The organism is Amycolatopsis sp. NPDC026612 (assembly GCF_040638285.1).
Taxonomy (GTDB): Bacteria; Actinomycetota; Actinomycetes; order Mycobacteriales; family Pseudonocardiaceae; genus Amycolatopsis.
The window spans coordinates 76388-96711 of record NZ_JBEZYB010000010.1; the positions used below are offsets into that span (position 1 = coordinate 76388).

At 72.4% G+C, this 20324-nt stretch carries 23 protein-coding genes; 3 read left to right on the forward strand and 20 right to left on the reverse strand.

What is annotated here, in order from left to right; all coding sequences use genetic code 11:
• Nucleotide 1: 1 nt before the first annotated feature.
• The 6 genes from secF to ruvC all read right to left on the reverse strand — a co-directional run bounded on the left by secF (nt 2) and on the right by ruvC (nt 6053).
• Nucleotides 2-1222 carry a protein translocase subunit SecF gene (gene secF, locus AB0F15_RS13245; protein WP_360269583.1) on the reverse strand — a complete coding sequence of 407 codons (1221 nt, stop codon included), beginning with the start codon at nt 1220-1222 and terminating at the stop codon, nt 2-4.
• A 1-nt stretch (nt 1223) separates the two neighbouring features.
• Entirely contained in the window at nt 1224-3032 is a 1809-nt protein-coding gene (gene secD, locus AB0F15_RS13250) for a protein translocase subunit SecD (RefSeq protein WP_360269585.1), read from the reverse strand.
• 234 nt (nt 3033-3266) lie between these two features.
• On the reverse strand, nt 3267-3674 hold the full coding sequence (gene yajC / locus AB0F15_RS13255; RefSeq protein ID WP_360269586.1) for a preprotein translocase subunit YajC: 408 nt from the start codon (nt 3672-3674) through the stop codon (nt 3267-3269).
• A gap of 119 nt (nt 3675-3793) precedes the next feature.
• Entirely contained in the window at nt 3794-4867 is a 1074-nt protein-coding gene (gene ruvB / locus AB0F15_RS13260; protein ID WP_360269588.1) for a Holliday junction branch migration DNA helicase RuvB, read from the reverse strand.
• Nucleotides 4868-4875: 8 nt separating this feature from the next.
• On the reverse strand, nt 4876-5472 hold the full coding sequence (gene ruvA / locus AB0F15_RS13265; RefSeq protein ID WP_360269590.1) for a Holliday junction branch migration protein RuvA: 597 nt from the start codon (nt 5470-5472) through the stop codon (nt 4876-4878).
• On the reverse strand, nt 5469-6053 hold the full coding sequence (gene ruvC, locus AB0F15_RS13270; protein ID WP_360269759.1) for a crossover junction endodeoxyribonuclease RuvC: 585 nt from the start codon (nt 6051-6053) through the stop codon (nt 5469-5471). Before ruvC ends, ruvA begins: the two co-directional genes overlap by 4 nt.
• Before the next feature lie 73 nt (nt 6054-6126).
• Between ruvC and AB0F15_RS13275 the strand changes: the two genes are divergently transcribed.
• Complete coding sequence (locus AB0F15_RS13275) at nt 6127-6567, forward strand: cupin domain-containing protein (RefSeq protein WP_360269592.1); 441 nt, start codon at nt 6127-6129, stop codon at nt 6565-6567.
• On the opposite strand, the gene AB0F15_RS13280 is transcribed toward AB0F15_RS13275, so the two are convergent.
• The 5 genes from AB0F15_RS13280 to AB0F15_RS13300 all read right to left on the reverse strand — a co-directional run bounded on the left by AB0F15_RS13280 (nt 6564) and on the right by AB0F15_RS13300 (nt 9809).
• Nucleotides 6564-7115 (reverse strand): DUF4262 domain-containing protein, encoded by a 552-nt coding sequence (locus AB0F15_RS13280; protein WP_360269594.1) that lies wholly within the window; start codon nt 7113-7115, stop codon nt 6564-6566. The two genes, AB0F15_RS13275 and AB0F15_RS13280, sit on opposite strands and share 4 nt — an antisense overlap.
• 157 nt (nt 7116-7272) lie before the next feature.
• Nucleotides 7273-8028, reverse strand: coding sequence for a YebC/PmpR family DNA-binding transcriptional regulator (locus AB0F15_RS13285; protein ID WP_360269596.1), 756 nt, complete (start codon nt 8026-8028; stop codon nt 7273-7275).
• 41 nt (nt 8029-8069) lie between these two features.
• On the reverse strand, nt 8070-8690 hold the full coding sequence (gene pdxT, locus AB0F15_RS13290; protein ID WP_360269598.1) for a pyridoxal 5'-phosphate synthase glutaminase subunit PdxT: 621 nt from the start codon (nt 8688-8690) through the stop codon (nt 8070-8072).
• Between the two features lie 106 nt (nt 8691-8796).
• Nucleotides 8797-9117: an AzlD domain-containing protein gene (locus AB0F15_RS13295; protein WP_360269600.1), complete on the reverse strand. Its 321-nt coding sequence runs from the start codon at nt 9115-9117 to the stop codon at nt 8797-8799.
• Nucleotides 9117-9809, reverse strand: a complete 693-nt coding sequence (locus AB0F15_RS13300) for an AzlC family ABC transporter permease (RefSeq protein WP_360269602.1) — start codon at nt 9807-9809, stop codon at nt 9117-9119. The genes AB0F15_RS13295 and AB0F15_RS13300 overlap by 1 nt, the downstream gene beginning before the upstream one ends.
• Before the next feature lie 68 nt (nt 9810-9877).
• On the opposite strand from AB0F15_RS13300, the gene AB0F15_RS13305 reads away from it, so the two are divergent.
• Entirely contained in the window at nt 9878-10441 is a 564-nt protein-coding gene (locus tag AB0F15_RS13305) for an XRE family transcriptional regulator (protein WP_360269604.1), read from the forward strand.
• Between the two features lie 4 nt (nt 10442-10445).
• Here the strand turns inward: AB0F15_RS13305 and pdxS are convergent, their stop codons facing one another.
• From pdxS to AB0F15_RS13320, 3 genes are all read right to left on the reverse strand, one after another.
• The gene (pdxS, locus tag AB0F15_RS13310) at nt 10446-11369 is read right to left on the reverse strand and encodes a pyridoxal 5'-phosphate synthase lyase subunit PdxS (protein ID WP_360269761.1); all 924 of its coding nucleotides are present in this window, start codon (nt 11367-11369) and stop codon (nt 10446-10448) included.
• An 89-nt stretch (nt 11370-11458) separates the two neighbouring features.
• Entirely contained in the window at nt 11459-12442 is a 984-nt protein-coding gene (locus tag AB0F15_RS13315) for a DUF5937 family protein (RefSeq protein WP_360269606.1), read from the reverse strand.
• A 34-nt stretch (nt 12443-12476) separates the two neighbouring features.
• Nucleotides 12477-13919 carry an FAD-binding oxidoreductase gene (locus AB0F15_RS13320; protein ID WP_360269608.1) on the reverse strand — a complete coding sequence of 481 codons (1443 nt, stop codon included), beginning with the start codon at nt 13917-13919 and terminating at the stop codon, nt 12477-12479.
• Nucleotides 13920-14042: 123 nt separating this feature from the next.
• On the opposite strand from AB0F15_RS13320, the gene AB0F15_RS13325 reads away from it, so the two are divergent.
• On the forward strand, nt 14043-16151 hold the full coding sequence (locus AB0F15_RS13325; RefSeq protein ID WP_360269609.1) for an elongation factor G-like protein EF-G2: 2109 nt from the start codon (nt 14043-14045) through the stop codon (nt 16149-16151).
• Nucleotides 16152-16317: 166 nt separating this feature from the next.
• Here AB0F15_RS13325 and AB0F15_RS13330 read toward each other — a convergent pair whose 3' ends face one another.
• The 6 genes from AB0F15_RS13330 to pgsA are packed head-to-tail and all read right to left on the reverse strand — an operon-like array spanning nt 16318 to nt 20274.
• On the reverse strand, nt 16318-16821 hold the full coding sequence (locus AB0F15_RS13330; RefSeq protein ID WP_360269611.1) for an XdhC family protein: 504 nt from the start codon (nt 16819-16821) through the stop codon (nt 16318-16320).
• 19 nt (nt 16822-16840) lie between these two features.
• Entirely contained in the window at nt 16841-17089 is a 249-nt protein-coding gene (locus tag AB0F15_RS13335; RefSeq protein ID WP_360269613.1) for a hypothetical protein, read from the reverse strand.
• 1 nt (nt 17090) lies between these two features.
• On the reverse strand, nt 17091-17573 hold the full coding sequence (locus tag AB0F15_RS13340) for an NUDIX hydrolase (RefSeq protein WP_360269614.1): 483 nt from the start codon (nt 17571-17573) through the stop codon (nt 17091-17093).
• Nucleotides 17570-18715 (reverse strand): glycosyltransferase family 4 protein, encoded by a 1146-nt coding sequence (locus AB0F15_RS13345; protein WP_360269763.1) that lies wholly within the window; start codon nt 18713-18715, stop codon nt 17570-17572. The genes AB0F15_RS13340 and AB0F15_RS13345 overlap by 4 nt, the downstream gene beginning before the upstream one ends.
• 18 nt (nt 18716-18733) lie before the next feature.
• Nucleotides 18734-19651 carry a phosphatidylinositol mannoside acyltransferase gene (locus tag AB0F15_RS13350; RefSeq protein WP_360269616.1) on the reverse strand — a complete coding sequence of 306 codons (918 nt, stop codon included), beginning with the start codon at nt 19649-19651 and terminating at the stop codon, nt 18734-18736.
• Nucleotides 19648-20274: a phosphatidylinositol phosphate synthase gene (gene pgsA / locus AB0F15_RS13355; protein WP_360269618.1), complete on the reverse strand. Its 627-nt coding sequence runs from the start codon at nt 20272-20274 to the stop codon at nt 19648-19650. Before pgsA ends, AB0F15_RS13350 begins: the two co-directional genes overlap by 4 nt.
• Between the last annotated feature and the right edge of the window lie 50 nt (nt 20275-20324).

Consider the following 20324-nt stretch of genomic DNA (forward strand, 5'->3'; position numbering starts at 1 on the left):
GTCAGCGCTTCCGCTTGCCGGCCGGGCGCTGCTGCTTCTGGATCCGGGCGGGGACGCTGGCCGCGGCCGCGTACGCCTTCTCCTTGCGCAGCTCCTTCGCCAGGGCGTCGTCGTCCGAGGCGTCGAAGTCCTCGCCCGCCGCCGCCTTGCGCTCCTGGCTGGCCCGGCGCTGCTGGACCCGCTCGGCCTGCTGCCGGTACTTCGGGTCGCGCATCTTGAAGTCGACCAGCAGCGGCGTGGCCAGCGCGACCGACGACAGCACGCCGACCAGGGTGCCGGTCAGCTGCACCAGCGCCAGGTCCTGCAGCGTGCCCGAACCGAGCAGCACGTACCCGACGACCAGCAGGCCGAGGATCGGCAGCAGCGCGATGAACGCCGTGTTGAACGACCGCATCAGGGTCTGGTTCAGCGCGAGGTTCGCGGCCTCGGCGTACGTGCGGCGGGTCAGCCCGAGCAGGCCGCGCGTGTTCTCGCGGACCTTGTCGAACACCACCACCGTGTCGTAGAGCGAGAACCCGAGGATGGTCAGCAGACCGATCACCGTCGCCGGGGTGACCTCGAAGCCGATCAGCGAGTACACGCCCGCGGTGACCAGGATGTCGTGCAGCAGCGAGACCAGCGCGGCCGTGGCCATCCGCAGGTCGAAGTAGATCGCCAGGAAGATGACCACCGCGACGAGGAACACCGCGAGCGCGATCAGCGCCTTCTGCGAGATCTCACCGCCCCAGGACGCGCTCACCGCGCTGTCGCTGATCGCCTGCACGCTCGGCTGCTTGTTGCTGCCGATCGGGCCGAGGTCCTGGAACAGGCCCTGCTTGACCTTCGCGACGTCGGCGGCGTTCAGCGTGTCGGTGCGGATCTGGATGGTCGACGCGTCGCCCGTGCCGACCTTCTGCGCCTCCGCGGCCGGCCGGCCGAGCGCCTTCTGGAACGAATCCTTCGCCTGCTGCTCGGTGATCACGCCGTGGATGCCGTTGGCGGGCATCTGGATCTGCGTGCCGCCCTCGAACTCGATGCCGATGTTGAAGCCGCGGAAGATCATCGAGGCGAGGCACACCAGCACCAGCGCCGAGAAGAAGATGTACCAGCGCCGGCGCTTGCCGACGACGTCGAACGCGCCCGTGCCCACGTAGAGCCGGTGGAAGACGCTTTCCCGCTTGCCGGGCTTCGCGTCCGCCTTGGTGTTGCCCTCGGCATCCCTGCCCAGTTCTTCGACCCCCACGTCAGGCCTCCTTCACGTTCGCGCGGCCGACCGAAGCCGTCTTCTTCCGCTGCGAACCCAGTTGCTGCACGGCGCCGAGGCCCAGGTGCCTCGGATTGGACAGGAACGACGACTTCGACGTGGACACGATGGCCACCAGCGGGTGCGTCACCAGGTACACGACGACCAGGTCGAGCACCGTGGACATGCCGAGGGTGAACGCGAAGCCCTGCACGTCGCCGACCGCGATGACGTAGAGGATGGCCGCGGCCAGGAAGCTCACGCCGTCGGAGGCCAGGATGGTGCGCCGGGCGCGGACCCAGCCGCGCGGCACCGCGGACCGGAACGACCGGCCCTCCCGGATCTCGTCTTTGAGCCGTTCGAAGTAGATGACGAACGAGTCCGCCGTGATACCGATGGCGATGATCAAGCCGGCGATGCCCGCGAGGTCCAGCGTGTAGCCGATCCAGCGGCCGAGCAGCACCAGCACGGCGAAGATCAGCGCGCCGGACAGGACCAGCGACAGGATGGTGAGCACGCCGAGCAGCCGGTAGTAGAACAGGCAGTAGACGAAGACCACCAGCAGGCCGATGCCGCCGGCGATCAGGCCGGCCTGCAGGGACGCCAGGCCGAGGGTCGCCGACACCGTGGTCGCGTCCGAGGACGCGAACGACAGCGGCAGCGAGCCGTACTTGAGGATGTCCGACAGGTCCTTCGCCTCGGCCTGGGTGAACTTGCCGGTGACCTGGGTGTTGCCGTCGAGGATGGCGTTCTGGATGTTCGGCGCGGACACGACCTGCGTGTCGAGCACGAACGCGGCCTGCTGGCCGACGTTCTTCGACGTGAAGTCACCCCAGATCTTGGTGCCCTCGCCCTTGAAGCTGAGGTTCACCACCCACTGGCCGTTCTGCGAGTTGTAGGTCGAGTTCGCGTCCGCGATCTCGGTGCCCGGCAGGAACTCCGGCTCCAGCAGGTACTTGTACGTGTCGTGGTCACCGCAGGCCACCAGCGGCAGCCTCGGGTCGTCGTTGCCCTCGAGGGGGTCCTTGGCGTTCGGCGCGCAGGAGAGCGCCGCCATCGCCTGGCCGACGAGCTCCTGGTTCGGCTGGCCATCGGCCCCGATCAGCTGCGGGTTCTGCCGGACCGCCTTGGCTGCCTGGATGTCCTTCGCGGTCTGCGCGTCGACCGAGCCGTCGGCGGGGGCCGGCGCGGGGGTGGACGCGGGCGGCGGCGGGGTGCTGCTGCTCGGCGGGGCCGGCGTGGTGCTCTGCTGCTGCGCGGGCGCGGCGCCCGGCGCACCGCCACCGGCCGCCTTGCTCGTCGGAGCGCCCGAGGACGGGGCACCCGACGGCGGCGCGACCGAGGCCGACGGCGCCGGGGCACCCGAGCTGGGCGCGCCGGGGGTCGGCGTCCCGGTGGCCGGCGGCGGGGTCTGCGGCGGCACGACCGGCTGCGTCGCGCTCGAGACGACCTTCCGGAAGCCCAGCTTCGCGGTCTTGCCCAGGCTCTTCGCCTGGTCACCCTGCTCACCGGGGACGGTGATGACAACGTTGTTGCCGTCGAGGAGGACCTCGGTGCCGCCGACGCCGATCCCGTTGACGCGCCGTTCGATGATCTGGCGCGCCTGGTTCAGGGACTCACGGGTCGGCTGGCCGCCGTCGGGGGTGCGGGCGGTGAGCGTGACCCGGGTACCGCCCTGCAGGTCGATGCCCAGTTTCGGGGTCGGCTTGTGGTTGCCGGTGAGGAACACCAGCGCGTACAAGACGATCACGATCAGGGCGAACAGGGCGAGATAGCGTCCCGGGCGGAGATGCCCGGCTGAAGCTGCCACGGTGCTTCGGTCTCCTCGGACGGGGTGGACCCCAACGTTGCGGTGCCCGCCCGGAGGGTTACCGGGAGGGACTGTGTGCATTCACCGACCGTGTGCAATTCACTCCCGGGCACGGGTATGACGGCGGACACGCACGCAGCACCGAGACACTACTCGGTGCTGCGTGAGCCCGGCGTGCGAGGCCGTACCGACTTTCGTCGGGATTCCCGGCCCGCCCAGGAGTGCCGCGGAGGGCTACTTCTTGCCGTGCTCCAGCGGCGGCGCGACCTGCGCGGTGGTCGGCGGCTCGTCGGTCTTGATGCCGGAGGTCGACTCGATGATCGCCGGCTCCTCGGTGGAGGTCTCCACCTCGTCGACGGAGTCCTCCTCGGTCTCGACGACCGGCTCGACCTTCTCGCGGACCGCCAGCCGCAGCCAGGTGGTGACGACGCCGGGCGCGATCTCGATGTCGATCGTGTTGTCACCCGAGGTGTCGGCGACGGTGCCGTAGAGACCCGACGTGGTCATCACGCGGTCACCGGGCGCCAGGCTGCTCTGCAGGTCCTGCTGCGCCGCCTGCTGCTTCTTCTGCTTACGGGTGCTCATCACCAGCGGCACGGCGAGGACGAGCACCAGCAGCAGGGGCAGCAATAGACTTTGCATGATTCTCCGTTCAACGGACACCTGGCCCAGCCGAAATGTCCGGTTCTTGGGTATGTGCTCCGGTCAAGTGTGCCAGGTACCAGCGCGGACGCCAGCACCCACCCGCCGGTACGGGCCGGTCAGTCCTGCTCGAACGGTGACGGCCCGCCCAGGTCCGGGCGCCCCGGGAGGTCCGCGGGCGGCACCATGCCGAGGTGTTCCCACGCGGTCGCGGTCGCGACGCGGCCACGGGGCGTGCGGGCGAGCATACCGGCGCGCACGAGGTAGGGCTCGCACACCTCTTCCACGGTGGTCGCCTCCTCCCCCACGGCCACCGCCAGTGTCGAGATGCCCACCGGCCCGCCACCGAAGGACCTGGTCAGCGCGGTGAGCACGGCCCGGTCGAGCCGGTCGAGGCCGAGCTCGTCGACGTCGTAGACGGCCAGCGCGGCGCGGGCGATGTCGCGGGTCACGGTGCCGTCGGCGCGGACTTCGGCGTAGTCGCGGACGCGCCGCAGCAGCCGGTTCGCGATCCGGGGCGTGCCCCGCGACCGGCCGGCGATCTCGGCGCAACCGTCGCGGTCGATCGGGATGTCGAGGATCGTCGCGGCCCGCCGGACGATCAGCTCCAGCTCGGCGTCGGTGTAGAACTCCATCTGGCCGGTGAAGCCGAACCGGTCGCGCAGCGGGCCGGTCAGCGAACCGGACCGGGTGGTGGCCCCGACCAGCGTGAACGGCGCGATCTCCAGCGGGATGCTGGTGGCGCCCGGGCCCTTGCCGACCACGACGTCGACCCGGAAGTCCTCCATCGCCAGGTAGAGCATCTCCTCGGCGGGGCGGGCGATCCGGTGGATCTCGTCGATGAACAGGACGTCGCCGGGCGCGAGGTTGGACAGCATCGCGGCGAGGTCGCCGGCGCGTTCCAGGGCCGGTCCGGAGGTGATCCGGAGTGCAGCGCCCAGCTCGGCCGCGACGATCATCGCCATCGACGTCTTGCCCAGCCCGGGCGGGCCGGACAGCAGGACGTGGTCGGGCGGCACGCCGCGGCGGCGCGCGCTCTCCAGCACCAGCTCCAGCTGTTCACGCACGCGCGGCTGGCCGACGAACTCGTCGAGCTTGCGGGGCCGCAGGGTGCCTTCGACGTTCTCCTCGCCGGTCTGGGCCCACGCCGAGAGGGCGTCGTCCTCTTCGTCGCTCACGGCTTCGTACTCCATGCCCGCGCCTACCGCTTCCGGCCGAGGGCGGCCAGTGCGGCGCGCAGCACGCCGGAGGTGGTGTGCCCGTCGCCGTCGGCGAGGACCTTGTCCACGGCCTGTTCGGCCTGCTTGGCCGGGAACCCGAGCCCGGCCAGCGCCTCGACGACCTCCGCGCGCAGGGCGCCGGGGGCGGTGACGGCGGGCGCGTCACCCGGGCCGCCGAGCGCGGTGACCTTGTCGCGCAGTTCGAGGGTGAGCCGTTCGGCGCCCTTGCGGCCGATGCCCGGCACCGAGGTGAGCACGGTGATGTTGCCTTCCACCAGCGCGGCCCGCAGCTTGCCGGGATCGAGCACGGCGAGGGTGGCCAGCGCCAGGCGTGGTCCGATCCCCGACACCGTCTGCAGCAGCCCGAACAGCTCCCGCGCGTCGGCGTCGGCGAAGCCGAACAACGTCAGCGAATCCTCGCGCACGATCAGCGCGGTGTGCAGCCGGGCTTCTTCGCCGCGGCGCAGGGTGGCCAGCGTCGCCGGGGTGGCCTGCACGGCGAAGCCGACCCCGCCGACCTCGACCACGACGTGGTCGAGGCCGACCGACAGGACTTCTCCGCGTACCGACGAGATCATCGTGCTGCTCCAGGGTTCTTGGCTTGTTTCGCCGCGGCGGCGAGGCGGGCCTTGTGCGTGCGGGCCATCTCGGCCGCGCGGGCTTCGGCCTCGGCGAGCCGGGCCCGCATCGGCTCCCGCCAGAGGTGGCAGATGGCGAGCGCGAGCGCGTCGGCGGCGTCGGCGGGGTGCGGCGCGACTTCGAGGTTGAGCAGGCGCATCACCATGGCGGTGACCTGCGCCTTGTCCGCCCGGCCCGACCCGCTGACGGCGGCCTTGACCTCGCTCGGGGTGTGGAACACGACGGGCAGCCCCCGCCGCGCGGCGGCGAGCGCGACCACGCCACCGGCCTGCGCGGTCCCCATCGCGGTGCGGACGTTGTGCTGGGCGAAGACGCGCTCGACCGCCACCGCGGCCGGCTTGTACTTGTCCATCCACCGCTCGACCTCGTCGGAGATGCCGAGCAGGCGGTGCGCCAGATCGGCGTCCGCCGGCGTCCGCACGACGTCGACGGCGACGCAGCGGACGGCCCGGCCCTTGCCGCCGTCGACCACCCCCAGGCCGCACCTGGTCAGACCGGGGTCGACCCCGAGCACCCGCACCCGCATTCCTCCCGCCGCGAACATCAGTTCGAGCTTGCAGGCTACTGGGCGCCTCTGCGGCAGGATGGGTGACATGCCGGAGCCGTCGGATTTCGTCACCCACCTGGGACTTCAGCCGCTGCCCGTCGAAGGGGGGCGGTGGGCGCAGAGCTGGCGCTCCGAAACCGGCTCGGCGATCTACTACCTGCTCGTCGCGCCGGAGTTCTCCGCGCCGCACCGCCTCGACCGGGTCGAGGTCTACGCCCACCACGCCGGCGCGGCCGCGGCCGTGCTGCTGCTGCACCCGGACGGCTCGGTCGAGCGACCGGTGCTGGGGACCGACGTCGCGGCCGGGGAACGCCCGCAGGTCGTCGTGCCCGCCGGGACGTGGCAAGCCACCGTCACGCGCGGCGCGTGGAGCCTGCTCGGGACCGTCGTCGTACCGCCGTACACGGACGGCTGCGTGGAGTTCGCCGCGGCGGAAGACCTGGCGTCGCGGTATCCGGAAGCGGCCGCCGACCTGCGGAAGTTCTAGGGACCGTCGACGCCGGGGGTCCAGCTTTCGGGGTCGCCGCTTTCGGTGAGCACCAGCTGCCACCGCGCGAAGCCCTCGGGCGCGTCCGGGTGCCAGGGGAACTTGCCCTCCGGCGTCGCGACGATCAGCTGCAGCGCCGGGAAGTCGCCGTCGGGGTAGATGAGGAACGCGGTGCCGAAGTACTCGGGGTAGTGCCCCTTGGCGACCCGCTCGAGGACCACCGGAACGCCGTCGAAGAAGTCGTCGTAGCGCCGGCCGACCTCGAAGATCTCCCCGTTGGCGGCGCGGTCGACGTAGGCGTCGAGCAGCACCTGGCCCATCTGGTCGGGCAGCCCGACCACGACGGCTTCGGGCACGTGGTGCAGCGCCCACGCACAGGCGGTGAAGCAGTAGCCGGCACCTTCGTCGTCACCGGCGACCGTGATGACGGCGTTGCCGCGCTCCTTCGCCTGCCCCTCGATCCATTCGATGAGGCGCAGTTCGTCCGCGGACAGTTCGGCGGTGATGTCGGCGGCAGCGGCGGGGGTCGTCGAGGTCACGGGGCACATTGTGCCCGACGAGCCCGCCGCCGCCCAGTACCCGGGCCGGGAAAGTTTCCGGCCCGGGCGGGAAAGGCTTGTGCAACAAGGAAAACTCAGCCGACTTCGGCGAGCACCTCGTCCGATACGTGGAATGCTACGCAGTGCGTAGACGTCCCGAACCCCGTCAGCCGACTTCGGCCAGCACCTCGTCCGATACGTCGAAGTTCGCGTAGACGTTCTGGACGTCGTCGCAGTCTTCGAGGGCGTCGATCAGCTTGAAGACCTTCTTCGCGCCGTCCGCGTCGAGCGGGACGTTCACCGTCGGGAGGAACGTGAGCTCCGCCGACTCGTACTCGAACCCGGCCTCCTGGAGCGCCTTGCGCACCGGCACCAGGTCGCCGCCCTCGCAGACGATTTCGAAGCTCTCGTCGAGGTCGTTGACCTCTTCGGCCCCGGCGTCGAGCACCGCCATGAGGACGTCGTCCTCGGTGGTGTCGCCCTTCGGCATGATCACGACGCCCTTGCGGTTGAACATGTAGGCGACCGACCCCGGGTCGGCGAGGGAGCCGTTGTTGCGCGTGAGCGCGGTGCGGACCTCCATCGCGGCGCGGTTCTTGTTGTCGGTGAGGCACTCGATCAGCACGGCCACGCCGTTGGGGCCGTAGCCCTCGTACGTGATGTCCTGCCAGTCGGCGCCGCCGGCCTCTTCGCCGGCGCCGCGCTTGCGGGCGCGCTCGATGTTGTCCTGCGGGACCGAGTTCTTCTTCGCCTTCTGGATGGCGTCGTAGAGAGTGGGGTTGCCATCCGGGTCGCCACCACCGGTGCCGGTCCGGGCGGCCACCTCGATGTTCTTGATCAACCGCGCGAAGAGCTTGCCGCGCTTCGCGTCGAGGTTGGCCTTCTTGTGCTTCGTGGTGGCCCACTTGGAGTGGCCGCTCATCTCTCCTCCATCTGTTGCGTACCCCGGCCGGGCACCGCGTCTCAGGCAGCCTTTCGCACGAGGTCGACGAACAGCCGGTGCACCCGCACATCGGGCGTCAGTTCCGGGTGGAACGCCGTCGCCAGCACCGCCCCCTGCCGGACCGCGACGATCCTAGCGGTCTCCTCGTCCACGCCGGGCACGCCGCTGACCGTGGCCAGCACCTCGACGCCGTCACCGGCCTTCTCGACCCACGGGGCCCGGATGAAGACCGCGCGCACGCCGCCGCCCTCGACACCGGCGAAGTCCAGGTCCGCCTCGAACGAGTCGACCTGCCTGCCGAACGCGTTGCGCCGGACGACGACGTCGAGCCCGCCGAGCTGCTGCTGGTCCGGCCGTCCGTCGAGGGTCTGCCGCGCCAGCAGGATCATCCCGGCGCACGAGCCGAACGCGGGCAGCCCTTCGGCGATCCGCGCGCGCAGCGGCTCGAGGAGCCCGAAGCTCTCCAGTAGCCGCGACATCGTGGTCGACTCGCCACCGGGCAGCACCAGACCGTCTACTTCGGACAGCTCGGCGGCGCGGCGCACGGGCACGGCCCGCGCGCCCGCTTCCCCCAGCATCGCGACGTGCTCCCGCACGGCGCCCTGCAGGGCGAGCACACCGATCACCGGCTCCGACGACACCCGACCTCCCGAAAGACCTTCCTACCAGCCTAGACGCACCGGCTCCACGGCTTACCGGCAGGTCAGACCCGCTCCCGGGCACCAGCGGGTGCCGCGGACCGGCCGGTCAGGGGACGCCGGCCAGCCGCAGCAGGGCCGCCGTCGCCGCGGCCGCCACGACCACCAGCGCGAACGGCGCCTTCCGCCACGCCAGCACCCCGGCGACCAGCACGCCCGCCGGCCGGGCGATCCCCGCGAACCCGTGCCCCTCGGTCAGTGCACTGACCGCGACCAGTGCCGCCAGCAGCACGATCGCGGCCAGCGCCATCAGGCGCTTCGCCTTCGGCGACAGCTTCACCCGGCTGCGCAGCACCGGCCCGGCGAACCGGAAGGCGTACGTGCCCCCGGCCAGCACGGCCGTGGCGATCAGCAGTTCCAGCCCGTCCATCAGCGCGCCTCCTGCGGTTCGGGTTCCTTCGCGGCGACGCCCACCAGCACCCCGGCCAGCGCGAGCAGCACCGGCAGCCCGGCCGGCAGGAACGGCGTCGCGGCCAGCGCGACCAGCACCCCCGCCAGCACCGGCCACCGGGCCGCCTTGTCGCGCAGCGAGGGCAGCACCAGCGCCAGCAGGACCGCCGGGAACGCGGCGTCGAGGCCGAACACGTCGGTGTCGGTGATCGCCGTCCCGGCGTACGCGCCGGCCAGCACCCCGGCGTTCCAGAAGACGAAGATCCCCAGCCCGCAGGCCCAGTAGGCCGCGCGACGGCGCGGGGCTTCGTCCTGGGCCATCGCGAACGCCACCGTCTCGTCGCTCATCAGGTGGCTGCCCAGCAGCCGGGCGGGCCACCGCTTGCCGAGGACGTCTCCGATCGCGAAGCCGAACGGCAGGTGCCGCGCGTTGGCGAGCAGCCCGGCCAGCACGGCGGCGAACGGGTTGCCGCCCGCGGCCACGATCCCGACGAACATGAACTGCGACGCACCGGCGAAGACCAGCAGGGACATCAGCATCGGCAGCCACAGCGGGAAGCCGGAGCTCACCGCGATGGCGCCGTAGGAAACCCCCACGAGACAATCGGCGAGGCAGACCAAGCCGATGTCACGGGCGAGGCCCCGATCGAGTGTTCGCCATATCGAACGCATGTGTTCTACAGTGAACACCCGGCGCCTCGTTCGTCAAGGCGAACAAACAGACCGATGGAGCGAACAGCATGACCGAGGATGCCACCGGGGCGCCGCTGGCGATCATCGCGGCTTCCCTGCGCCGCGAGCGCACCCGCGCGGGGCTGTCCCTGACCGAGGTCGCGCGCCGCGCCGGCCTGGCCAAGTCGACGCTGTCCCAGCTCGAGTCGGGGACCGGCAACCCGAGCGTCGAGACGCTGTGGGCCCTCGGCGTCGCCCTCGACGTGCCGTTCTCCCGGCTGGTCGAACCGGACCGGCCGAAGGTCCGCGTCATCCGCGCGGGCAAGGGGCCGACGGTGTTCGCCGAACACGCCGACTACGCGTGCACGCTGCTGTCGGCCTGCCCCACCGGCGCCCGCCGCGACATCTACGTCGTCCGCGGCGAGCCGGGCGCGCCGCGGCGCTCCGACCCGCACATGACCGGCGTGATGGAGCACATCGTGCTGTGCGCGGGACGCGCCAGGATCGGCGTGCAGGAGGCGCCGGAGGAACTGCTCCCGGGCGACTACATCTCCTACCCCGGCGACGTCCCCCACATCTTCGAAGCCCTCGAACCGGGGACGTACGGCGTCGAGATTTCGGAGTACGTCTAGGACGTCACCAGCCGCGCTCCGCGAGCCGGTGCGGCTCCGGGAGCTCCTCGACGTTGATGCCGACCATGGCCTCGCCGAGGCCGCGGGAGACCTTGGCCAGGACGTCCGGGTCGTCGTAGAAGGTCGTCGCCTTGACGATCGCCTCCGCGCGCTGGGCCGGGTTGCCGGACTTGAAGATGCCCGAGCCGACGAACACGCCCTCGGCGCCGAGCTGCATCATCATCGCCGCGTCGGCCGGGGTGGCGATGCCGCCCGCGGTGAACAGCACCACCGGCAGCTTGCCCGCCTCGGCCACCTCGCGGACCAGCTCGTACGGCGCCTGCAGCTCCTTCGCCGCGACGAACAGCTCGTCCTCCGGCAGCGACTGCAGCCGGCGGATCTCCTGGCGGATCTTCCGCATGTGCATGGTGGCGTTGGAGACGTCGCCGGTGCCCGCCTCGCCCTTGGAGCGGATCATCGCCGCGCCTTCGGTGATGCGCCGCAGCGCCTCGCCGAGGTTGGTCGCGCCGCAGACGAAGGGCACGGTGAACGCCCACTTGTCGATGTGGTTGGCGTAGTCGGCCGGGGTCAGCACCTCGGACTCGTCGACGTAGTCCACGCCGAGGGACTGCAGGACCTGCGCCTCGACGAAGTGGCCGATGCGGGCCTTCGCCATCACCGGGATCGAGACGGTCTCGATGATGCCGTCGATCAGGTCGGGGTCGCTCATCCGCGCGACGCCACCCTGGGCGCGGATGTCGGCGGGCACGCGCTCCAGCGCCATCACCGCGACCGCGCCGGCGTCTTCGGCGATCTTGGCCTGCTCGGCGGTGACCACGTCCATGATCACGCCGCCCTTGAGCATCTCGGCCATGCCGCGCTTCACCTTGGCGGTGCCGGTGACGGACTGGACGGTGCCACGGGAGGGGGTGGGCTGCTGCTCGGACACGACGAGGCCTTTCGACACGGTTCGGGGGGTGGACGAGTCCGAGCGTAGGTCGGCGGTGGACCCTTCAGGCAGGCCAGTACGCGAGTATCTCAGCAGTCCACTTCGCCGGGGCCCGCGACCAGGGCCTCCGCGAGCGGAGTGCGCACGTAGAGCACGTGACGTCCGGCACGGTGCCCGCTGACCAGGCCCGCAGCCTTGAGGAGACCGAGGTGCTGCGACACCGCCCCGGCGCTGAGCCCGGTCCGGCGGGCCAGTTCGGCGGTGGACGCGGGCGCGGCCAGTTCGGTCAGCACCATCGCCCGGCCGCGGCCCACCACGGCGGCCAGCGCGCCGGGCGCGGTGGCCGTGCCGGTCTCCCACAACGTCGCGATCCCGCGGGGCGGGTAGCGCAGCACCGGCTGCCAGCGCGCGTCGGTCTTGGAGAACACCCGCGGCCAGACGAACGCCGAAGGCACCAGCACGAGACCGCGCCCGTCGAGCGGTACGGCGGCGTGCAGGTGCCGGTGCGCCACCGTGAGCGTGCCGGCCTGCCAGCGCACCAGCGGCGTGAGGTCGTTGAACAGCTCGGCCGCCCCGTCCTGGGCGAGCAGCCGGGACCGGTACAGCACGTCGGCCTCGAGCAGCGCGCGGATCCGGGGCCAGTCGGGAGCCAGCACGAGGTGCCAGTACCGCTCCATCAGCGTCGCGAGCCGTTCGAGGCCCGCCTCGGGGTCGCGGTGCAGGCGGCTCAGCGCGGGCGAGCGCGGTCCGGCCATCGCGTCCAGTTCGCGCCGCACCAGGCGGGCGGGCACGTCCCGCAGGTCGGCGAGCTCGTCGGCCAGCTCGGGCAACGGCGTCGCCGGCGTCCCGGCCAGGAAGCCGGGCAGGTGCCGCAGCGGGACGAGGTCGCGGAGCAGCCCGATGTCGAGGCCGGCCTCGCCGAGGGCCGCGGTGGCGCGCTTGATCCACGGCAAGTGCAGGGCGTGCTGGCCCGGCTGGTTGAGGACGCGGACGCTCGCGACGATCTCCCACGCCGGGGAGAACGCGAACCGGGTGTGCGCCAGGTCCTCTGTGGAGAATGCCAGATCGAGCACGCACTGCCTCCTGCCGGGGAGCATCCGGCGCAGTCTAAGACTCTCCCTTGTGGACGGTCCAGTGGGACGCCGAAAGCCCTTGCGGGAAAGCGAAAATTCCTCGCGGGTCATACTTCCGGGCGAGAGCGCGCAACCGCGGCAGGTTCACCCCGTAGTACGCCTCCGCCCAGTCCGGCAGCTCCGGGTCGAGGTAGTTGACGTACCCGGTGGTACCGAACTCCGGCCCCAGCCCGTCGCGCACGGCGGCCACCGCGCGCCGGGCCGCCGCTTCGCCACCGCGTTCCGGTTCCGCACCGCGCAGGAACTGGAAGCTGGCCAGCGCCCTCCGGTGCGGGAACGCCGTTTCGCGGACACCGACGCGCGCGATCGCGCCGCCACCGGCGTCGATGATCGTGTCGACGCCGGGGCTCCCGAGCAGCACCTCGACGACGGCGGCCGGGTCGGGCGCGCGCCGCATCAGCATCCGTGAGGTCCCGACGTAGGCCGCCCGGTCGAAGGCCAGGCCCGGCCGCGACTCCCGGTCGTCGAACGACCGCATCGCGCTCAGGTGGTCCTGGACCCGCCGCCGCTGCTCGGCCGGTGGCGTGCCGACCCGGCGGATCAGGTCGTCGAGCAGGGCGTTCATCCGCGCTTCCGACCCGAGGAACGTGCCGCCGAGGTTCGCGTGGCCGGCACCCAGGCCCATCCCGGACCACAGCTCGTCCGGCATCGCGGGCTGCCAGTCCTGCCAGGCGGCGAACAACGCGGCCTGCGTACCGACCGGGAACTTCAGGTCGAAGGTGGCCACGTCGGTGCGCGGCACGGTCCGGAACGTGAAGCCGGTGACGATCCCGAAGTTGCCGCCGCCCCCACCGCGCAGCGCCCAGAACAGGTCCGGTTCCGCCTCGGCCGAGACCGTGCGCGCCCGGCCGTCGGCCGTGACGATCCGGGCCGCCTCCAGGTGGTCACAGGTGAGCCCGTACTTCCGGTCGAGGACGCCGACACCGCCGCCGAGGGCGAGCCCGGCGATGCCGACGGTGTCGCAGCTGCCCGCCGGGAGCACCCGGCCGGCCGCGGCGAGCGTCGTGGCGATCGGCCCCAGCCGGGCGCCGGCCCCGATCACCGCACGGCCGTCCGGACGCGCTTCGACACCCGAGAAGCGGCTGAGATCCACGACGATCCCGCCGTCCACTGTGGAATAGCCGGGGTAGCTGTGGCCGCCGCTGCGCGCCGCGATCGGCAGCCGGTGCCGGGCGGCGAAGCCGACGGCCGCCTGGACGTCCTCGACGCGGGCCGCGCCGACGACCGCGGCCGGCATCCGGGCGTCGTACATCGTGAAGAAGCCCTGCTTGGCCTCGAGGTAGCCCGGGTCGCCGGGCCGGAACAGCGGCCCCGCGAGCTTCCGGCGCAGCCGTTCCCAGTCGCCCGACGGCGGCCGGCCGGCCAGCCCCGCCACCGGCACCGCCCCGGAAATCCGCAGGAAAGTCCGCCTGTCCATGCCCCTCCCGTCCCCGCCCGGGGCATTCGGCTGGTCCCGGGAGCCCTGCCTTGCCGTGACCAGGGTAGCGGGTGTGTGATCGAGGACACACCCCGTACACCAGCCGTTCGCCGAGGAGTCGTCATGGCAGACAAACAAGCCAAGAACGCCGACACCGGGGCCGCCGTCGCTGTAAACGACCCCGCCAAGGTCCGCAACGTCGTGCTCGTCGGCCCGGCCGGTTCCGGGAAGACCACCCTCGCCGAAGCCCTGCTCGCCGCCTCCGGCACGGTGCCGCGGGCGGGTTCGGTGGTCGAGGGCACGACGGTGTGCGACCACGACCCGGCGGCGGTCCGTCAGCAGCGCTCGGTCGGCCTCTCGGTCGCGCCGGTGCTGCACCAGGGCCACAAGATCAACCTGATCGACACGCCCGGATACGCGGACTTCGTCGGGGAACTGCGGGCCGGGTTGCGCGCGGCCGACGCGGCGCTGTTCGTCGTCAGCGCCGCCGAAGGCGTCGACGCGGCGACGGTCGCGGTGTGGGAGGAGTGCGCCGCGGTCGGGATGCCGCGCGCGGTCGTCGTCTCCCGCCTCGACCACCACCGGGCCGACGCGACGGCCGAGATCGCCGCCTGCCAGGCCGCGTTCGGCGCCGGCGTGCTGCCGCTGTACCTGCCCGCGGGCGACGGCCTGGTCGGGCTGATCACCCAGCGGTACTTCGACTACTCCGGCGGGCACCCGCCGAAGGCCGGCGAGCCCGACCCGGCCGATCTCGAACGGCTGGCCGAGGCCCGGAACGCCCTGATCGAGGGAGTCATCGCGGAGAGCGAGGACGAGTCCCTGATGGACCGCTACCTCGCCGGCGAGGAGATCGCCGAGGCGACCCTGATCGCCGACCTCGAAACCGCGGTCGCGCGCGGGTCCTTCCACCCCGTCATCCCGGTGTGCTCGACCAGCGGGGTCGGCCTGGCCGAGGTGCTCGACGGCATCGTCCGCGCGTTCCCCTCCCCGCTGGAGCACCGGCCACCCGACGTCACCACGCCGGACGGCGGCGAGCACGCCGCGCTCACCGCCGACCCCGCCGGGCCCCTCGCCGCGGAGGTCGTCCGGACGGCCGTGGACTCCTACGTCGGCCGGGTGTCGCTCGTCCGGGTGTTCTCCGGGACGCTGCGGCCCGAGCGGCCGGTGCACGTGTCCGGGCACGGCCTCACCGAGCGCGGCCACGAGGACCACGACGCCGACGAGCGGGTCGCCCACCTCTACTCCCCGCTCGGCTCGGCCCTGCGCGAAGTGCCCTACTGCGTCGCCGGCGACCTCTGCGCGCTGACGAAGGTCGGTTCGGCGGAGACCGGCGACACCGTCTCCTCCCCCGACGATCCGCTGCTCATGGAGCCGTGGGCGATGCCGGAACCGCTGCTGCCGGTGGCGGTGGTCGCGAAGACCCGCAGCGACGAGGACACCCTGGCCCGCAACCTCTCCCGCCTGGTCGCGGGCGACCCGACGTTGCGGCTGGACCGCAACGCCGAGACCGGCCAGCTGGTGCTGTGGTGCATGGGCGAAGCGCACGCGGACGTCGTGCTGTCGCGGCTGCGGGCGGGCGGCGCGGACGTCGACACGGAACCGGTGAAGATCAGCCTGCGGGCGACGTTCGCCAAGCCCGCCAAGGGCCACGGGCGGCACGTGAAGCAGTCCGGCGGGCACGGCCAGTTCGCCGTGTGCGACATCGAGGTCGAGCCGCTGCCGCGGGGCAGCGGGTTCCAGTTCGTGGACCGGGTCGTCGGCGGCTCGGTCCCGCACCAGTTCATCCCGAGCGTGGAGAAGGGCGTGCGCGCCCAGTTGCAGCGCGGGCTGTCCGACGGGCACCCGGTGGTCGACGTCAAGGTCACGCTGGTCGACGGCAAGGCCCACAGCGTGGACTCGTCGGACGCGGCGTTCCAGATGGCGGGCGCGCTGGCCCTGCGCGAGGCCGCGGCGAACGGGCACATCACGATGCTCGAGCCGCTGGAGGAGGTGGCCGTCCGGCTGCCGGACGAGCACCTGGGCACCGTGCTCGGCGACCTCTCGTCCCGCCGGGGCCGGGTGCTGGGCACCGAGGCGGGCGACGGCGGCCGGACGGTGATCAGGGCGGAGGTCCCGGCGACTGAACTGCTGCGCTACCTGATCGACCTGCGCTCGATGACGTCGGGCACGGCGACGTTCACCCGCCGCCACGCCCGCTTCGAGCCGATGCCGGAGGGAGTGGCGGTCCACTAACCGGATCCCGCGTGATCAGAACCGTAACCCGCGTGATCAGAGCCGGATCTCGCGTGATCAGAGCCGGTCCGGCTTCAATCACGCGAGTTCCGGCTTCAATCACGCGAGTTACGGGCTTGATCACGCGAGATACGGCTTTGATCACGCGGGTTACGGGAATCTCCGGTCAGAAGTCGAAGCCGCCGGGGCGGCCGTTGCGGTCGGCCAGCAGGCCCGCCAGCGTGGCCAGGGCGATCTCCGGCGGGGTGCGGGAACCGATGTTCAACCCCACCGGGCGGTGCACCCGCGCGATCTCGGTGTCCGGCACGCCCAGCGCCCGCAGCGCGGCCACGTGCGGGCCCGGGTGACGCGGGTTGCCGAGCACGCCGACCCAGCGCGGCTTCCCCTCGAGCGCCGCTTTCAGCACCGCGCCCAGCTCGGGCCGGTGGTGGTCGGTCACCACCACGTCCGCCGACGCGTCGAGCGGCGGCAGCGTCGTCTCCGCCTCGAAGCCCGCCGGAACGTCCGTCGCGCGCGCGGCGTCCGGTTCGTACAGCGCCACGTGGTAGCCGAGCTCCCGCGCGAACTTCAGCAGGGACCGCGACACCGGTGACGCGAACACGGCCACCAGCGTCCGCAGTCCCGGGTCGGCCGGGGCCGTGCCGTGGGCGACGTCGCAGGTCTCACTCATGCCGCCCAGTCTGGCAGCCTCAGACCTCTTCGAGCACGCTCAGCCGGAAGTGGAACGTCGTCGTCCGGCCCTCGACGATCACCAGGTACCCACCCGGGCCCCGCAGCACCTTCCGCGACTTCGGCGACCACGGGTAGGCCGGCTGGTACTCCCGCGCCAGCCGCAGGGCCTCGGTCTCGGCGGTCTCCTGATCGGCGAAGGAGAACGTCTCCGACAGCGACCAGTTCCGCTCCGAGCCGCGCTGCTCCTCGACGACCACCCACCACATGTCAGACCTCCGGCTCCGCGAACTCGAAGTACTCCGGCAGCGGCGCGGTGCCCGCGAGGCGGAAGTACCGCACCTTCCGCCGCCGCCGCAGCCGCAGCGTGTCGCGGACGGCGTCGTTGTGGACGCGGCGGGCGATCACCACCCGGTGCTCGGCGTCGGTCAGCTCCTCGGCCAGCTCGGCAGGCAGGCCCGTGCGGTCGACGCGGTTCAGCTGCCACGTCAGCTCGTTCTCCGCGGGTTCGCGGTCCGCCCGCGACGCCGCTTCGGCGCGCTCGGCCGACTTCCGCAGGCCCGTGTCGCCCGACACCAGGGCGATCGCGCGCGCCACCACCGCGCGCCGCGCCAGTGCCGCGTCGAGTGCGGCCCAGCCGGCGTCCGTCCGGACGTGCAGCCGGTCGAGCCGGTTCGCCGTCGCCACCAGGAACAGCCCGCCCAGCACGACGACCAGCGCGAGCGACGGCAGCAGCCAGCCGAACACGCTCACCGGGCGAACTCCCGCTCCGGCGCCGCGACCCGCCGCGGGTCGGCGGCGACGGCCGTCTCGTAGACGCGCAGCACCTGCGTGGCCACCACCGACCAGTCGTACATCGTGACGCGCTCCCCCGCCGCCGCGGCCAGCGACGCCCGGCGCGCCGGGTCGCCGAGCAGCTCGCGCAGGCCGTCCGCAAGCGCCGCCGGATCACCGGTTTCGACGAGCTGCCCGGCGTGCCCGTCGTCGAGCACCCGCCGGAACGAGTCGAGCCCGCTGGCCAGCACCGGCGTTCCGGCCGCCATCGCCTCGGTGAGGATCATCCCGAAGCTCTCGCCGCCGGTGTTCGGCGCGCAGTAGACGTCGACGCTGCGCAGCGCCTGGGCCTTCACACCGTCGTCGGCTTGGCCCAGCAGTTCCAGGTGCGGGGCCAGCTCCGGCCCGGCGTCGCGGCGCAGCTGGTCCTCATCGCCGCGGCCGACCACGACCAGCCGCAGGTCCTCGAACTCCGGCAGGATCCGCCGCAGCGCCTCCAGCAGCACACCCATGCCCTTGCGGGGCTCCCCGAACCGGCCGACGAACCCGACCGTGCCCCCGGCCCGCGGATAGCCGGGCAGCGGCTTCGCCGAGGAAAAGAACTCGACGTCGACGCCGTTGGGGATCTCCACGGCGTCGCCACCCGCGTGCTCCACCTGGACGCGGCGGGCCAGCGCGGAGACGGCGATCCGCGCCGTGATCTTCTCCAGCAGCGGCCGGAGCACCGGCTGGAACGCCGACAGCGTGCGCGACCGCGTCGTCGCGGTGTGGAACGTCGCCACGATCGGGCCGTCCGCGATGAGCAGCGCCAGCAGCGAAAGGCTGGGCGCGGCCGGTTCGTGCAGGTGCAGGACGTCGAAGTCGCCCTCGCGGATCCAGCGCCGCACCCGCGCGTAGGAGACCGGGCCGAACTGCAGCCGCGCGACCGAGCCGTTGTACCGGATCGCGAGCGCCTTGCCCGCCGGGTGCACGAACTCCGGCAGCTCGGCGTCCTCGTCCGCGGGCGCCAGCACGGACACGTGGTGCCCGCGCGCGAGCAGGGCCTTCGTCAGGTCGATCACGTGCCCCTGGACCCCGCCGGGCACGTCGAAGGAGTAGGGGCAGACGATCCCGACCCGCATCGGCCGCGCGGCCACCGCTCAGCTCGCTTCTTCGAGGCTGACCCGCTCGGCGGCCTCGAGGTCGGCGGGCCAGAACTTCTGCACCATGTGCCAGTCGGCCGGGTGCGCGGCGATGTCGCCGGCGAAGATGTCGGCCAGTGCCTGGGTCGCGGCCGGGACCTCCGCCCGCGCGGTGACCCGGATGCGCGGGTGCAGCCGGATCTGCCAGCCGTCCTCGGTGAACCAGCAGCCCGCCGGGATCAGCGCGGCGCCGGTCGTCGCCGCCAGCCGCGCGGGGCCGCCGGGCAGCCGGGCCGGCTCGCCGAAGAACTTCACCGGGATGCCGCTGGTGGTGAGGTCGCGGTCGCCCACCAGGCAGACCGCCTTGTTCTCGCGCAGCCGCTTCAGCAGCACGCGCATCGCCGAGCTGTCACCCGTGAGGGGGACGATTTCGAAACCGAGCGACTCCCGGTACTCGACGAACCGGCGGTAGAGCGACTCGGGCTTGAGCCGTTCCGCCACGGTCGTGAACCCGCCGAGGTAGTCGGCCAGCCACACGCCGGCGACGTCCCAGTTCCCGCTGTGCGGCAGCGCCATCACCGCGCCGTTGCCCTCGGCCAGCGCCGCGTCGAGGTTTTCCACGCCGGTGATCGACGCCGCGACCTTGGCGCTGACCTCCTTCTGGTCCATCGACGGGAGCCGGAACGTCTCGTGCCAGTAGCGGGCGTACGAGCGCATCGCCCGCCGCGTCAGCTCGTCCAGCTCGACCGGGTCGGCCTGCGGGACCACGCGGGCGAGGTTCGCGCGCAGCTGCCGCACTCCCCCGCCGTCCCGCCTGACGGCGAGGTCCGCGCCGAGCGAGAAGACCGTGCCGCCGAACCCGGGGGGCAGCCAGCCGGCCAGCCGCCAGCCCGCCGCGTAGCCGAAGGCGCTCAGCCGCTCGCTCAGCCTGGTCATGCCGGTTGCTCCCCGGCGGCGGCTTCCCGGGCCGCCTTCGCCACGGCGGCGAAGCGCTGGATCAGGGTGACGACCGATCCGGCGGCGAGCAGCCAGAGCGTCACGTCCACGGTGTACGGGATGCCGAAGCCGTGCAGGCCGGTGCCGACCAGAGCGATGATCAGCCGCTCGGCGCGTTCGACGAGCCCGCCGTCGACCGGCAGGCCGGAGGCGTCGGCACGGGCCTTGACGTAGGAGATCACCTGGGCGAGCACCAGGCACAGCAGGGCCGCGGCGGCAGCCGGGTGGTTGTCGTCGACGACGAAGCACCACCAGGCGATGGCGGCGAACAGGGCGCCGTCCACCAGCCTGTCGCAGGTCGCGTCGAGCACCGCCCCGAACGGGGTGCCGTAGCCGCGGGCGCGGGCCATGGCGCCGTCGAGGATGTCGAGCATGGCGAAGCCCCACACCGTGAAGGTGCCCCACAGGAGGTGGTCGGTCGGGAAGAAGACCAGTGCGCAGACCACCGCGCCGGCGGTGCCGAACACGGTCATGACGTTGGGGGTCAGCCCGGCGCGGACCAGCGCCTGGCCGATCGGATCGGTGACGCGGGAAACGGAGGCACGCGCGAAGATATTGAGCATCGGTTCGTCGAGGCACCTGGCTACGAGGGTCGGGTGGGCACTGGCAGCCT

What these genes read in the sequence shown, in the direction of transcription:
- yajC (WP_360269586.1), bottom strand. Translation starts at nt 3,674, where the DNA reads ATGCAAAGTCTATTGCTGCCCCTGCTGCTGGTGCTCGTCCTCGCCGTG.
- ruvB (WP_360269588.1), bottom strand. Translation starts at nt 4,867, where the DNA reads ATGGAGTACGAAGCCGTGAGCGACGAAGAGGACGACGCCCTCTCGGCG.
- ruvA (WP_360269590.1), bottom strand. Translation starts at nt 5,472, where the DNA reads ATGATCTCGTCGGTACGCGGAGAAGTCCTGTCGGTCGGCCTCGACCAC.
- AB0F15_RS13275 (WP_360269592.1), top strand. Translation starts at nt 6,127, where the DNA reads ATGCCGGAGCCGTCGGATTTCGTCACCCACCTGGGACTTCAGCCGCTG.
- AB0F15_RS13280 (WP_360269594.1), bottom strand. Translation starts at nt 7,115, where the DNA reads ATGTGCCCCGTGACCTCGACGACCCCCGCCGCTGCCGCCGACATCACC.
- AB0F15_RS13285 (WP_360269596.1), bottom strand. Translation starts at nt 8,028, where the DNA reads ATGAGCGGCCACTCCAAGTGGGCCACCACGAAGCACAAGAAGGCCAAC.
- AB0F15_RS13295 (WP_360269600.1), bottom strand. Translation starts at nt 9,117, where the DNA reads ATGGACGGGCTGGAACTGCTGATCGCCACGGCCGTGCTGGCCGGGGGC.
- AB0F15_RS13300 (WP_360269602.1), bottom strand. Translation starts at nt 9,809, where the DNA reads ATGCGTTCGATATGGCGAACACTCGATCGGGGCCTCGCCCGTGACATC.
- AB0F15_RS13305 (WP_360269604.1), top strand. Translation starts at nt 9,878, where the DNA reads ATGACCGAGGATGCCACCGGGGCGCCGCTGGCGATCATCGCGGCTTCC.
- AB0F15_RS13320 (WP_360269608.1), bottom strand. Translation starts at nt 13,919, where the DNA reads ATGGACAGGCGGACTTTCCTGCGGATTTCCGGGGCGGTGCCGGTGGCG.
- AB0F15_RS13325 (WP_360269609.1), top strand. Translation starts at nt 14,043, where the DNA reads ATGGCAGACAAACAAGCCAAGAACGCCGACACCGGGGCCGCCGTCGCT.
- AB0F15_RS13330 (WP_360269611.1), bottom strand. Translation starts at nt 16,821, where the DNA reads ATGAGTGAGACCTGCGACGTCGCCCACGGCACGGCCCCGGCCGACCCG.
- AB0F15_RS13335 (WP_360269613.1), bottom strand. Translation starts at nt 17,089, where the DNA reads ATGTGGTGGGTGGTCGTCGAGGAGCAGCGCGGCTCGGAGCGGAACTGG.
- AB0F15_RS13345 (WP_360269763.1), bottom strand. Translation starts at nt 18,715, where the DNA reads ATGCGGGTCGGGATCGTCTGCCCCTACTCCTTCGACGTGCCCGGCGGG.
- AB0F15_RS13350 (WP_360269616.1), bottom strand. Translation starts at nt 19,651, where the DNA reads ATGACCAGGCTGAGCGAGCGGCTGAGCGCCTTCGGCTACGCGGCGGGC.
- pgsA (WP_360269618.1), bottom strand. Translation starts at nt 20,274, where the DNA reads ATGCTCAATATCTTCGCGCGTGCCTCCGTTTCCCGCGTCACCGATCCG.